Annotated in this window: 16 protein-coding genes; 13 read left to right on the top strand and 3 right to left on the bottom strand. The window is 44.7% G+C overall.

The features are described from left to right. Nucleotides 1-481: 481 nt before the first annotated feature. The 7 genes from ACFVRY_RS02170 to ACFVRY_RS02200 all read left to right on the top strand — a co-directional run bounded on the left by ACFVRY_RS02170 (nt 482) and on the right by ACFVRY_RS02200 (nt 4,204). Nucleotides 482-787 (top strand): alpha-helical endospore appendage domain-containing protein, encoded by a 306-nt coding sequence (locus ACFVRY_RS02170; protein WP_387496689.1) that lies wholly within the window; start codon nt 482-484, stop codon nt 785-787. 240 nt (nt 788-1,027) lie between these two features. Then, entirely contained in the window at nt 1,028-1,342 is a 315-nt protein-coding gene (locus ACFVRY_RS02175; protein ID WP_387496692.1) for an alpha-helical endospore appendage domain-containing protein, read from the top strand. A 216-nt stretch (nt 1,343-1,558) separates the two neighbouring features. Continuing rightward, on the top strand, nt 1,559-1,876 hold the full coding sequence (locus ACFVRY_RS02180) for an alpha-helical endospore appendage domain-containing protein (RefSeq protein WP_387496695.1): 318 nt from the start codon (nt 1,559-1,561) through the stop codon (nt 1,874-1,876). Nucleotides 1,877-2,101: 225 nt separating this feature from the next. After that, nucleotides 2,102-2,416 carry an alpha-helical endospore appendage domain-containing protein gene (locus ACFVRY_RS02185; RefSeq protein WP_387496698.1) on the top strand — a complete coding sequence of 105 codons (315 nt, stop codon included), beginning with the start codon at nt 2,102-2,104 and terminating at the stop codon, nt 2,414-2,416. 18 nt (nt 2,417-2,434) lie between these two features. Further along, nucleotides 2,435-2,872 (top strand): alpha-helical endospore appendage domain-containing protein, encoded by a 438-nt coding sequence (locus ACFVRY_RS02190; RefSeq protein WP_387496701.1) that lies wholly within the window; start codon nt 2,435-2,437, stop codon nt 2,870-2,872. Next, on the top strand, nt 2,863-3,732 hold the full coding sequence (locus ACFVRY_RS02195; RefSeq protein WP_387496704.1) for a hypothetical protein: 870 nt from the start codon (nt 2,863-2,865) through the stop codon (nt 3,730-3,732). The genes ACFVRY_RS02190 and ACFVRY_RS02195 overlap by 10 nt, the downstream gene beginning before the upstream one ends. Before the next feature lie 130 nt (nt 3,733-3,862). Then, on the top strand, nt 3,863-4,204 hold the full coding sequence (locus ACFVRY_RS02200; protein WP_387496706.1) for an alpha-helical endospore appendage domain-containing protein: 342 nt from the start codon (nt 3,863-3,865) through the stop codon (nt 4,202-4,204). Nucleotides 4,205-4,593: 389 nt separating this feature from the next. Here the strand turns inward: ACFVRY_RS02200 and ACFVRY_RS02205 are convergent, their stop codons facing one another. Then, complete coding sequence (locus tag ACFVRY_RS02205; RefSeq protein WP_387496709.1) at nt 4,594-4,938, bottom strand: hypothetical protein; 345 nt, start codon at nt 4,936-4,938, stop codon at nt 4,594-4,596. A 290-nt stretch (nt 4,939-5,228) separates the two neighbouring features. On the opposite strand from ACFVRY_RS02205, the gene ACFVRY_RS02210 reads away from it, so the two are divergent. After that, on the top strand, nt 5,229-6,491 hold the full coding sequence (locus tag ACFVRY_RS02210) for an alpha-helical endospore appendage domain-containing protein (protein ID WP_387496712.1): 1,263 nt from the start codon (nt 5,229-5,231) through the stop codon (nt 6,489-6,491). A gap of 71 nt (nt 6,492-6,562) precedes the next feature. Beyond that, the gene (locus ACFVRY_RS02215) at nt 6,563-6,715 is read left to right on the top strand and encodes a hypothetical protein (protein WP_387496715.1); all 153 of its coding nucleotides are present in this window, start codon (nt 6,563-6,565) and stop codon (nt 6,713-6,715) included. 665 nt (nt 6,716-7,380) lie between these two features. On the opposite strand, the gene ACFVRY_RS02220 is transcribed toward ACFVRY_RS02215, so the two are convergent. Both ACFVRY_RS02220 and ACFVRY_RS02225 read right to left on the bottom strand, forming a co-directional pair. Continuing rightward, on the bottom strand, nt 7,381-7,785 hold the full coding sequence (locus ACFVRY_RS02220) for a CTP synthase (protein ID WP_387496718.1): 405 nt from the start codon (nt 7,783-7,785) through the stop codon (nt 7,381-7,383). Between the two features lie 259 nt (nt 7,786-8,044). Further along, the gene (locus ACFVRY_RS02225; protein ID WP_387496721.1) at nt 8,045-9,412 is read right to left on the bottom strand and encodes an LLM class flavin-dependent oxidoreductase; all 1,368 of its coding nucleotides are present in this window, start codon (nt 9,410-9,412) and stop codon (nt 8,045-8,047) included. A gap of 296 nt (nt 9,413-9,708) precedes the next feature. Here ACFVRY_RS02225 and ACFVRY_RS02230 point away from each other — a divergent pair, with 296 nt between their 5' ends. From ACFVRY_RS02230 to ACFVRY_RS02245, 4 genes are all read left to right on the top strand, one after another. Continuing rightward, complete coding sequence (locus ACFVRY_RS02230) at nt 9,709-10,494, top strand: methionine ABC transporter ATP-binding protein (protein ID WP_387496724.1); 786 nt, start codon at nt 9,709-9,711, stop codon at nt 10,492-10,494. Next, a complete protein-coding gene (locus tag ACFVRY_RS02235; protein ID WP_387496727.1) occupies nt 10,491-11,159 on the top strand; it encodes a methionine ABC transporter permease in 669 nt (222 codons plus the stop codon). The genes ACFVRY_RS02230 and ACFVRY_RS02235 overlap by 4 nt, the downstream gene beginning before the upstream one ends. Nucleotides 11,160-11,215: 56 nt before the next feature. Next, nucleotides 11,216-12,082 carry a MetQ/NlpA family ABC transporter substrate-binding protein gene (locus tag ACFVRY_RS02240; protein ID WP_387496730.1) on the top strand — a complete coding sequence of 289 codons (867 nt, stop codon included), beginning with the start codon at nt 11,216-11,218 and terminating at the stop codon, nt 12,080-12,082. Between the two features lie 194 nt (nt 12,083-12,276). Further along, nucleotides 12,277-12,453, top strand: a complete 177-nt coding sequence (locus tag ACFVRY_RS02245) for a hypothetical protein (RefSeq protein ID WP_387496733.1) — start codon at nt 12,277-12,279, stop codon at nt 12,451-12,453. Nucleotides 12,454-12,602: the final 149 nt, after the last annotated feature.

The raw sequence follows: 12,602 nt of genomic DNA on the forward strand, positions 1-12,602 counted from the left end.
CCATTGCAACAAGTCTAACCAACGAATATGTACTCATCATGACCCTTATATGAACTGAATATGAACAGGCGTACAAAGATAACCCTCTTTTGATTTGGGTGTAATCACATTAACTGTTGATCGGTACCTAAGGGGGGAAGATTCGAGAGAACTGCAGTTGTTACTGTATATGGACGAAAAACTTGCAGAGGTCTAACAAATTTTAGAGCCAGATCGTACTTCTTGACGGTTGAACAAACCCGTCTGATTGTAAACTGTACCCTACCGAGAGACTTTTTAAAAGTGTCTACTCGATAGGGTACAGTTTAATTGGAGGGACCGGCTTTTTTATTACAACGGATCAAGTTTTAGTTCAGAAACACAAGCTATACAGTATATATAATGAATGACTCACGAAAAAGGGGGGAGATGAGTAAGAGGAACTACAGTGTCAACTGTTCGTTAATTTCCTGGATCAATAAACTTAGAAGAGGTGATTTGCATGTCACAAGCGTCCATCCCGAATATTACGCCTACCATTAGTCTTACAGTTAAGCAGACGGTAGCCTTGCTGTTAGGCTCCATAGCACTTGAAGAGCTGGCTCTCGCCCACATCATGAATGCTGAGGCAGAGAAGATCCAATACGTTCTGGGAACACTGAAACCTGGTGTCACCCCACGAGCTACTTTATCTGATCTGTTGGCAATTGATAATAGTGTTCGCAAGACGCTACAGGAAGTGGTGCGAAAAGAAGTTTTGCTACTGCAGAAGTTGGAAGGGGTCTTACCGCTTGTGTCTGTGGTTTAAAATAAATTATAGCTTGAAAGAACGTGGGAGGGACTCTGACGCGGATCAGTCCCTGCCAAGTTTTTTATGATCTCATTTTAGGAAAAGCTCATGGATAAAATACCCTGTACATATACATCATTGTACATTAGAAAACAGGCTTACTCTTCAAGTCAACAGAAATGGGTAAACCACGCATGAAACTATAAGCACGGTAAGATTACTGTTAAGGACCATATCGAATAGAGGGGAATGAACAAGATGAGTATGCCTAATGTTCCGGATATCAAGCCGGATATCATTCTGAAGAGACCGGAGGTTGTTAATCTTCTCCTTACGTCTATCGCTCTGGAGGAGATCAGTCTGTCGCACATTGTGAATGCGGAAGCAGAGAAGCTTCAGAAGGTGATCCAAGAGCATTGCTTCAGTCTGGAAGATGCGCTTGCGATCAATGACAGTGCAGAGCGGACATTAAGGACGGTAATCAAGAATCAGATGCTGCTGCATTTTAAGCTGGAAGATGTAGTGAGATTGGAGGAACGGCATGTGTTTCTAGATGAATTCATTGAAGAATAGGGTGTGGGAGCTATTGACTCGACCGTTCCAGATCGGTTTATGTGTTGATTGGTTTGAAAGTGAAATAAAGTATTTCGAATTTCTAGTTCAGTTGATCAAGCCATGCAGCATATAAAAATAACAGAACGAAGAGGAAGAGTAGTACTGAGCATTACAGTATTATCTTCCTGTCGTTAGTAATGAAGGTTCACCAAAAAAATGAATGAGGTGATTGGTTTGTCACAAGCGAACATCCCGAACATTACACCTACGATTAGTATCACAATTGACCAGACGGTAGCCTTACTGTTAGGCTCCATAGCACTTGAAGAGCTGGCTCTCGCCCATATCATGAATGCTGAGGCAGAAAAAATCCAATACGTACTCGGAACATTGGGACCTGGTCTTACCCCGCCAGCTACGATTTCTAATCTGTTGGCCATTGATAGTAGTGTGCGTAAAACACTACAAGAAGTGGTGCGTAAGGAAATTCTGCTGCAGCAGAAGCTAGAAGGCGTCCTGCCGCTTGTGCCATTACCTACGCCGATACCTTAAAAGTCAAAAAGGTGGATTGGAAGAGCGTGATGGGTGCTGATGAGAATCAGACCCGCCATGCTTTTTTTATGATTTTTTTTCGGAAAAGCTCATGGATGGAACGACTCGTACATAGATATGATTGTATAATACCCGCCCGGCTTAGTAACCATCATATGCATATGCAATCTTTTCGTGCATCCGGTATCATGACGGGAATGATAGTAGCAGAAAGGGATGAAGAAGATGAGTATGCCGAATATTCCGGATATCAAGCCTGAGATTATTTTAAAGAGGTCCGAGGTTATCAATCTTCTCCTTACGTCCATCGCTCTGGAGGAGATCAGTCTGTCACACATTGTCAATGCGGAAGCAGAGAAGTTGCAGAAGGTGATTCAAGAGCACTGTTTCAGCCTGCAAGATGCCCTTCGGATTAATGACAGTGCCGAGCGGACATTAAGGACGGTAATCAAAAATCAGATGCTTCTGCATTTCAAGCTGGAAGATGTGGCGAGGCTGGAAGAACAGGATGTGTGTGTGGAGGAGTGGATGGAAGAATAGGAGGGAAGGAGGATAAGGATGGAGATCAAAGGAATTACGTCAATCCGGTCTGTTCCTGCAAAGGACGAAGCCGTATCTCATCTGATTGAATCCATTGCATCCGAAGAAAAAGCACTCTCGAGACTGTTGGAGACGAAAGCGGAGCATATCCGAGTCTTCTCCAAGCAAAATCAGGGCCAGAGCAGTTCTACAGCAGCAGATAACATGCAATTCAACCAATCGGTTACCCAATTCATGGACACTGTTGTGATGGCTGAATGGATGCTGCTCAAAAAGCTGGATACTGTGCTTCAACTGGATCAGGAAAAACCGAAAGGTTATTCCAAGATCCGAATGGCAGGACAAAACGGCCCATCCAGGCTTCAGGAAAAAAGCCGCAAAGAACTGAGGAATTTAGAGGATATGCAAGATATATATTGGGAAGACGGGTGTATTTTCGATGATGATTGGAAGTAGCATGCAAAGTGGAGCAGAAGGACAACAAATCAGGTAAGAAAAGGGTGGAGACTGTGAAGAATAAACCCGGGCTGAACAATCATAGTTCTCGTAAGCAAATGACAGCCTCCGTCATTCACATTTGCACTGGAATCATAGATGGAACAAGAGCAGGCACAGATAAAGAAAATAGGCAGCTTGAATTTCAGATGATGAACATGTTTCAGACACTCGTTCAGTTTCATATTCAAGCGAAGCGAAAGCAGATTGCCATGGATTATGTGAATGCGGCCGCTGGATACAACAATTACAGGGATGATCAACTTAGCGGCTCAGCCCTTGAACATAGCCACTTGCCTGAGCTTTACACCTTCATGGAAAAGCTGCAACAAAATCCGTTTCAGAACTCGTATTGTATGGAGCGCGTGCTTGAGAGCCTTGACTATTTGTCTACATGTTACACTCCTCAACCAGACGTGCATGAACAGCCACAAGCGCAAGTAGAAGCTCTCATTGAAGAGTACACGGTAACTCAAGCAAAGGATCAAATAGAAACGCAAATGGAAACACAGATCCGGTCCATTCATGAGGAGCCTGAGGATAATCAACAGACAGCGGACAAAGAATCTTCGGGCCCTCAATCGCCTCAAGTGAACCTGGTATGGGGGCCTTTAGAGCCTCTAGAAGAGGAGGTTCTGAAGAATACCCGAGCTAAAGTGTTTAATAATCCGCGCATTGGAGTGAAAGAGAAGAGCAGGAACAAAGCTTCTCCCTCTTATCGTGGAAAGCGTTCTCCAGCAGTGCAGCCACCGGAAATTTTTGGTGCAGTCAGTGTTAGCATCGGTCAGACTCGTTACGTTCGTTATCTGAAATCTTTCTAACGGAGGGGAATGAACATGAAGAGGATACCGATTATTCCGAATATTAAGACAGGAGACGCTGGGAGATTGGGCAAGCAATAAGAGCTCATGGAGGAAGGCATGGAAGAATAGGAGATGGAGGAGGATCAAGATGGTGATCAAAGGAGACGCATCAACCACGCCTGTTCCCCCAATGGACGAAGCCATATCTCATCTGATCGAATCCATTACATCTGAAGAGAATGCACTTTCTAGTCTCTTGGAGACGGAAGCCGGGAATATTCGCGCTTTTTGCGAAGAGAAACTCGCTGAGAGCGGATCAACGGCAGGAGAAATCATCCAGTTCAACCATTCAATTATCCAGTTTATGGACTCGTTCATGATGGCCGAATGGATGCTGCTCAAAAAACTAGATACTGCTCTACAATTGGATCAGGGGGATAAGAATGTTGCTTTGGGACTTTACGAGGGCGTAGAATCGCAAACGCGATAATGTGAATGAGAAACATAAAGGGTACTATGTGGAGTGGGATTATTGGGACCTTAACGACGGTTGGTAGTCTTGAAAAGGGAATGGCAAATGTTCTGTATTTTAACATCCTGCCATAGAATCGCGCTTAATAGCTGTATTCGGCAGAGTACCGGAACAGCTTTTTTAGCGAAGATTGGGCGTTATAATATTCAGACCATTCACTATTATATACATACAAAATATGGTTTGCACTTCTCTTCATCTCCAGCAGTAGTATTTATGGATACTCATGTCGCTGCCGAATGATTATTGGCGATGAATTGTATCAATTCCAAAGCCTGCGGATAATACGGCTAAACTTTCACAAATACCCCCCTAGCTTCCCTCACTACATGGATAATATTGGGATTTTACCCGATGTTCTCGTCATTCCGGTTATGATGAAAAGCGGTGTAGTGGCTTGCATAATGCTTCAGCACCTCAGGTGTTGTATCCGTTGAAGTATTGTCGCTAACGTGAACTTCTATGAGATCTGTATCCAATCTGTGAATAAATGGATTCCAGGTAACGTTCCAGATCTTCTGCCCGGTTGTAAATCGGAATACAGATGGATAGCAGCGGTTCCTGTCTACGCTGCTCCAACAAGGATACAGCTTCGTAGTCCGATCGTGTACGGATTCATTCACCGGTAGCCGGATCGTATACTTTGAGATTCCTGGCAGGAGAGCCTCCGACGACACAGTAATCGGGTACATCCCTAATTACAACGCTATTCGCTGAAATAACGCTGCCCTTTCCAATCTTGACATGTCCGACGTTAACGGCATTAGCTCCAATCCATGCCCCCACGCCAGAGTCAAGAGACAGAATAATCTGTGCAATGCAGCAATGACAGAACGGATGCAGATCATGTATATATTGCTCTATAATTGAGCTTCTCCTGCTGGGGAGCTTTTTTGCCTTTTGCCGAACTTCTTGTCACCAAAATTCTTGAACAACATAGTATAACTGACAAGAATGAAGGCAATAAGGGAGGACGATATTGGTGTCACAAGCGAATATTCCGAATATTACGCCTAATATTACCGTAACAAGACAAGATGCGTTGAATCTGTTGTTGGCTTCGATTGCGATCGAAGAACTGGGTCTGGGTCACGTTATTAATGCCGAGGCTGAGAAAATCCAATATGCGGTAGGTACTTTGCCGGGTCTCAGCGTTCCGGCAACCATTAGTGATTTGCTTGCGATTGATGATAGCGTAAGAAGTACAATGACGGAACTTATCAAGAAAGAAATACTGCTGGCTACCAAAATGGATAGCGTTCTTGCAGCCCCGTCGCTTCTCGGCCCGACAGGTGCTACAGGTCCTACAGGGCCAGCCGGCGGACCCGTTGGGCCAACGGGCGCTACTGGAACTACAGGCGTTACAGGAGCCACAGGGGCAACAGGCGCTACTGGAGCTACTGGAACTACTGGCGTTACAGGATCAACAGGGGCAACCGGAGCTACTGGAACTACTGGCGTTACAGGACCAACAGGGGCAACTGGAGCTACTGGAACTACTGGCGTTACAGGACCAACAGGGGCAACAGGGGCAACAGGCGCTACTGGAATTACTGGCGTTACAGGACCAACAGGGGCAACCGGAGCTACTGGAACTACTGGCGTTACAGGAGTAACAGGGGCAACCGGAGCTACTGGAACTACTGGAACTACTGGCGTTACAGGAGCCACAGGGGCAACAGGCGCTACTGGAGCTACTGGAACTACTGGCGTTACAGGAGTAACAGGAGTAACAGGTGCAACAGGGGCTACTGGCGTTACAGGTCCAACTGGAACTTTATCTGGTGTCCACGGTTCATTTACAAATATCACTACCATCGGACCGTTTATCCCTTCCGGTGTCATGGCTTCTGGAACTATTATTCCTGTGACTGGTGCAAGTGCAGCACCTATAAACACTCCTGGAGCATTTACATTAAATCTAGATGGTTCCGTTACCGTAAATGTAGCTGGTATTTATGAAGTATCAGCAATGGTCAATCTCGCTGCAGCGAATTCTGGAACTTTTGGAATACAGGTCAATGGGGGAGGGATCGCAGTACCGTTTTTGAATTCTTTTGGTAATGCAGGAAACATAACCGGAACAACGCAACTTAATCTAACTAATATTCTTAGTCTAGCAGCAGGAGACCATGTTTCAATTGGTTTAATCTCTAGTAACTTATTGACAGTAACCCTTTCATTTGCACCAAATGGTATAAGTGGTTCTAATGCGTCTTCACTAACATTTGTACAAATAGGGTAATAATGCGTTAGTAATATATTGGAAAGGTCTGTTGATTAACCACAAAATGGTAGAAAAAGAGCTGTCAACGATTGACAATAAATGTTGATGGTAGTGTTACCGTAAGTGTAGCAGGAACTTATCTGGCCCACGGACGCGTTCAAGGTGCAGGAGGCAATAGCGCCCAGATCGGACTGCAGTTCAACGGAAGAGGAGTCCGTATTTTAACGCTGGAAGTATTTTGACCGATGCAAATACTATTGGTACAGGTATCATTCCAACGATTCTGACTCTTACTACAGGGGATAACGTTAGTTTAGTCGTGGGTCCGGCTACAACTCCGTTAGGGCTCAATCAACCTGTTGGGGGAGGTCAAACGCCTACAACTTCAATACGTTTCATTAAAATCACTTAGTTTTTAAAGATTCGAAAACATCACAACGAAGATGTTCAAGTTGCGATGTTTTCTTTTTATTTCTTTTTGCCCGACTTAAAGTGACTTTGATTGCGAGGTATAAACCTTTTGCAATGTAAGCTATGAGTTTACAATGTCAATGTTCGTGATGATCATAACGGGCAGATGGTAGAAACGTCTCCCGAAACAGCTTAATATGTAACGAACGAAGAACTCCTCCGGTGAAAAAAGACTAAGGCTACCTGCCTACAGTGTAAAATATTAATTCCATTTCTTTTATCACATGAACGACTGGGAGAAGATTTTACATGTAAGTGTGGTTACAAATTAGCTGGTTTTTCAGATGAATTATGGACAAGATGGAATACCAAAATAACGATCAACGAAAACTCAGTAGTAGACAACCGTTTCTTTCAGGATGAATCCAGGAATATTTCAAGTTAGTATTACCTTGATATTTATAAGCGTCGGAATGCCTCTTATGGATGTGGAAAATTAAAAGACACTTTCTTGAAATTGTTCGATACTGTTCAAGAATATTAGGCTACAGATTGGTAGCTTTTTAAAAAGTATTTTGATCCGTGTCACACATACGAGGTCTAAAGTCTCTTTTGATGGTCTGATGGCTGCCGTAATAAAACCATGTATGAGCGGATGGGGCTCGCTGAGTGATGAACGAGTTTGTGGAACAAATAATGTAGCTATGAAGTAATCGTGATTTTTTAACTCAATAATGTGAATTTCTCCATCTTGGTCTACGCCCGGAAATAATAGATCTGGATGGTCTAATTTATCTATAACTTCAGGATTGATACCAAAGTTACAATAGTAATTCTCTTCAACAGTAGGTGTTTTGTAACAATGATAAGCTTGAGTGTCTTCCTTTACTTGAACGCTCATTGTTTTTCCAGCCAAGCTACAAACGAGCCTAATGATAAATAGATTTGGGGACGATTCAGAGCGATATTCACATATTGCGCAAGATCTCAAGGGATTGATTTAAATCAGAATGAGGGAGGGTGTTTTTATTACGTATAGACTTTACGTATTTATAAAATTGATCATGAAAAAGCATTTTTCGTATTTTCCCCTGTGGTCCAATACAAAAAATGCTTTTTGGTATGCTTCCTCAAGCCGCACCGTTTCGGGCCAAAGGGAATTAGGAACGGTCTTGTTTGCCGCCAATCACTTCAAAAGCTGATTCCGCATAGCGGCTCACAGGAATGGACAGACCCAAATGCTCACGCAAAGTATTGCCCTCATATTCGGTGCGAACCAGTCCTCTTGCCTGCAGGATCGGAACGACTAAATTAACGAAATCTTCCAGTCCATCTGGTAGAGACGGAGCCATTAGCATAAAGCCGTCAGCGGCTTCCTCCTGGAACCAGCGTTCCAGCGTATCCGCGATTTTCTCTGGCGTACCGACCAGATCGTTACTGCTGAATGCACCAGTAAGTAAGGAATACAGCTCCCGCAGCGTCGGATTATCACGGGCGATGATCGGTTGGTGCTTTTTGAAATCAGATTTGGATAGTTGAACCGTATGTAGTTCAAGCTCATGAGTTCTCGCATCCAGAGTGCAGCCACTAAAGTCTGTATTCGGAAAATAATCGGACAGGAAGCGTAGACCAGCTTCTTCCGTAATGAGTGATTCAAGCTGCCGCCGTTTCTGCTCGGCCTCTTCTTCCGTTTTCCCAATAATAGGGGAGATCCCCTGGAAAATGAATACCTTCTCAGGGTCTCGTCCTTGCTGCGCCAATTGGCTCTTATAAGATCGGTAAAATTCCTGTGCATCTTCAAGATGATGTTTGATAGAGAAAATAACTTCAGCAAGCTGGAGAGAAAAGCTCTGTCCTGCATCAGAAGTTCCGGCCTGAACCAGCACCGGATGACCCTGAGGCGAACGGGCAATATTCAGCGGTCCCTCTACCGAGAAGAACTCTCCCTTATGATTCAGACGATGAAGCTTGGCGGTGTCAAAAAACTCGCCCTTCACTTTGTCGTATGCAAAGGCATCATCCTCCCAGGAATCCCACAAGCCTTGAACCACTTCCAGAAATTCCGATGCTCGTTTATACCGATAACTGTGTTCCAGATGTTCTTCTGCACCAAAATTCCGGGCAGTATTGCCGGACAAATCCCGGGTAGTGACAATGTTCCAGCCTGCGCGTCCTTTACTGATCTGATCAACTGACATCAACAGGCGAGCCAGATTAAACGGCTCGATGTAAGAAGTGGAGGCGGTGGCGACAAGCCCAATTTTAGAGGTGGCCCCAGCCAGAGCTGCAATAAGTGTGATCGGTTCAAAGCGGTTCAATATATTAGGATGAGAGACTTCGTTGATGGCTAGACTATCCGCCAAAAACGCGATGTCAAATTTGCCGCGCTCTGCGGTCTGAGCCAGTTTGTTGTAGTAGTCGATATCAATACTGGAGTTAGCTTGTGCTTGCGGCAATCTCCAGGAGGCTGTATGCATCCCGGTGCCGACCAGGTAGGCAGAAAGCTTGATTTGTCGTTTATCGGTCATCTTATTCATCCTCCGTGTTCAAATATAAAATATTTCAATGAGAATAGTTGGATTTAATTTAGCGCTTTATGGATGTCGTGTCAATTTAAACTTTACATAGAATTTTATTTTAAAACTATTGACGTTTGGAAGATGTGATCCTATACTTTGGGAATAAGCACACTAAAACACTAGGAATAGTTATTATTAGGTCGTGAACGAATAGCGGGCTTCGTCTAAGAACTAATGCAGTGAAGGTTCATACCATATGTATTGTTGAGTGACAGCCAAGATTAAGCGAGAGGGAGGTTGCAGCATTGATTACCGTTGAGGGACTTAGCAAGAGTTATAACACGGTGCAAGGCTCTATCCAGGTGCTAGACAATATTCAGTTGAATGTTAGAAAAGGGGATATTTTCGGAATTATCGGATTTAGTGGCGCCGGCAAATCTACGCTGATTCGCTGTCTGAATCGGCTTGAAGAACCGGACACCGGTCGTATCTTGATCGGAGAGGAGGAGATCACGGCACTCAAGGGCGCGGCGCTTCGCAAAGCAAGACAGAAGATTGGGATGATCTTTCAACAGTTCAACCTTCTAGATGCCAAAACAGTCTACCAGAATGTGGCCTTTCCACTGGAGGTGGGGGGATATGACAAGGCGCATATTCGCACACGGGTGAGAGAAATTCTGAATCTGGTTCAATTGTCTGATAAGGAGAACAGTTATCCGTCACAGCTTAGCGGCGGACAGAAGCAGCGTGTCGGCATTGCCCGCGCACTTGCGAATGACCCGACTGTGCTGCTGAGTGATGAAGCGACTTCGGCCCTTGATCCGGAGACAACCTATTCCATATTGGAACTGCTGAAGGACATTAACCGTCAGTTGGGATTGACGATCTTGCTCATCACACATGAGCTGGATGTGCTGCAGCATATCTGCAATCAGATGGCGGTTATCGAAAAAGGGAGAATCGTCGAGACAGGTACGGTCGACAAGCTCTTCTTCAATCCGGAGAGTCAGACGGCCCAGCGCTTTATAAACATTATCCATCAGTACCAGAGCAGGCGATTCGCCATGGAGGGAGTAGGGGCAGGCATATGAAGGACGATCTGTATGAGTTGCTATTAGAGGGTCTGGGACAAACGTTGTATATGGTGTTCTGGTCTTCGATCTTTGCGATATTATTGGGGCTTGCCTTAGGCATTAGTGTAGTTGTGACGGAAAGGGGAGGCATTTTGCCCGCTCCAGCGGTACATAAAGTCATCGGAACCTTTATTAATACTGTACGATCGCTGCCATTCATCATCCTGATTGTTCTACTGCTCCCGTTATCCAGACTTATCGTAGGTACATCGCTTGGACCGACTGCGGCTATAGTCTCGTTGTCCATCGCAGCAGCGCCATTCTTGGCACGAATTATTGAGAATTCTCTCAAGGAGGTTGATACAGGCAAGATTGAAGCAGCCAAAGCGATTGGCGCCTCGCCAGTTACGATCATTTTTCGAGTACTTATTCCTGAAGCGCTCCCTGCACTCATTCGCGGTCTGACCATCGCTGTCATTGCTATTACGGAATTCACAGCTGTTGCCGGAGCGATCGGGGCTGGGGGACTTGGGAGTCTAGCCATTCGTTTTGGGTACCAGCGGTTCCGGGAGGACATCTTATTTGCCACCGTCCTCATTATTATCTTACTTGTGCAGAGTATCCAGTGGACCGGGGATTATACGGCCAAGCGGATTGAACGCAAGCGTTTCAAAATGGACTAGAGAACAGTTTTCATCCAATGGATCTATACTTTAATCGACGAAAGCAGGGATTATTAATGAAAATTAAAAAATCGTATGTAGTGACATCTGCACTTATTCTCTTGTTCACGCTGGCTTTGACCGCTTGCGGTTCTGGCTCAAACAATGGCAGCTCTAAGGAGAGCAAAGCTAACACCCCGGCCAAAACGGAAGAACCAGCTAAGAAGACAGTACTCAAGATTGGATCTGCTGCTGTACCGCATGCTGAAATCCTGAACTTCATTAAGCCAAAGCTGGCGGAGGAAGGCATTGATCTGGATGTCGTTGTCTTTGATGATGAAGGACAGCTTAACCCAGCGCTGAAGGAGAAGCAGATTGATGCGAACTTCTTCCAGCATGTACCGTATCTTGATTCCGTGAAGGGCGAGCAAGGCTATGATTTTGCCGTGACGACAAAGGTCCATGTGGAGCCGATCGGATTCTACTCGGAGAAGATCAAATCGATCGATGAGCTGAAAGACGGCGCCCAAATTGGTATTCCGAACAACCCTTCTAACGAATACCGTACGTTGGTACTGCTTCAGCAAAAAGGTCTGATTAAGCTGAAAGACGGACTCACTACTTATGAGGCTACTCCAAAGGATATTGTAGAAAATCCGAAAAACTTGAAGTTTGTTGAGGCTGATGTTCCTACACTCCCGCGAGCGCTGAAGGACTTGGACGGCGCGTTGATTAATACGAATATTGTTCTGGAGTCGGGTCTGGATCCGGCGTCAGCACTTTTCCGTGAAGATGCCAATTCTCCTTATGCCAACGTGATTGTTGTACGCAGCGGTGATGAGAACCGTGATGATATCAAAAAACTCGACGCCGCGTTGACATCGCCTGAAGTGAAAAAGTTTATTGAAGACAAGTACGGCGTAGCGGTTGTGCCTGCATTCTAATGTAAGCTTGCGCCCCGTGCGCTCAGTAAATTTAAGAGCCGGTTCGTTCTGCCTGATGGCAGAGCGGCCGGTTTTTTGTGTTGTGGGGAGTCAAGCGAAAATTGATCAAGAACGGATATAAGTATTTTTTACCAATACATTTTTATCCTTAGTGTTAAAATTAAGTAAAAATATATTGGTAGGGGGTGGACATAGTGAACTGGCAATCATCATCAACGGATATAATGTTCATTTTGTCTTTGTGCAAGGAACTCAGGCCTGGAAGGTCTGGAGCAACACTCGTATGGGAAAAGACTAATAAAAGCGATGAAAGGATCAACTTAGAAACAAAAGAAAAACACTTGGCCGGTATCAAGTCCAGAGAAGCATAACATGGATCGGGAATATCTAGACAAAATTGAAAATGATGGAGTTAGATAAGGACAAACAAATTAGAAAATAGAAGAATCCTCTCATAAACTTTGGGGAGACAAATAAGCATGTATATCCGTATCAACTTCTTCATGGAAGCGGAACTTAC

Source organism: Paenibacillus sp. NPDC057934, from assembly GCF_042887565.1.
In the GTDB taxonomy this organism is placed as follows: Bacteria; Bacillota; Bacilli; order Paenibacillales; family Paenibacillaceae; genus Paenibacillus_AQ.

Bases quoted from the DNA above. Each gene is read 5' to 3' on its own strand.
- ACFVRY_RS02170 (WP_387496689.1), top strand. From the start codon at position 482: ATGTCACAAGCGTCCATCCCGAATATTACGCCTACCATTAGTCTTACA.
- ACFVRY_RS02175 (WP_387496692.1), top strand. From the start codon at position 1,028: ATGAGTATGCCTAATGTTCCGGATATCAAGCCGGATATCATTCTGAAG.
- ACFVRY_RS02185 (WP_387496698.1), top strand. From the start codon at position 2,102: ATGAGTATGCCGAATATTCCGGATATCAAGCCTGAGATTATTTTAAAG.
- ACFVRY_RS02190 (WP_387496701.1), top strand. From the start codon at position 2,435: ATGGAGATCAAAGGAATTACGTCAATCCGGTCTGTTCCTGCAAAGGAC.
- ACFVRY_RS02200 (WP_387496706.1), top strand. From the start codon at position 3,863: ATGGTGATCAAAGGAGACGCATCAACCACGCCTGTTCCCCCAATGGAC.
- ACFVRY_RS02205 (WP_387496709.1), bottom strand. From the start codon at position 4,938: ATGTACCCGATTACTGTGTCGTCGGAGGCTCTCCTGCCAGGAATCTCA.
- ACFVRY_RS02220 (WP_387496718.1), bottom strand. From the start codon at position 7,785: ATGAGCGTTCAAGTAAAGGAAGACACTCAAGCTTATCATTGTTACAAA.
- ACFVRY_RS02225 (WP_387496721.1), bottom strand. From the start codon at position 9,412: ATGACCGATAAACGACAAATCAAGCTTTCTGCCTACCTGGTCGGCACC.
- ACFVRY_RS02235 (WP_387496727.1), top strand. From the start codon at position 10,491: ATGAAGGACGATCTGTATGAGTTGCTATTAGAGGGTCTGGGACAAACG.
- ACFVRY_RS02240 (WP_387496730.1), top strand. From the start codon at position 11,216: ATGAAAATTAAAAAATCGTATGTAGTGACATCTGCACTTATTCTCTTG.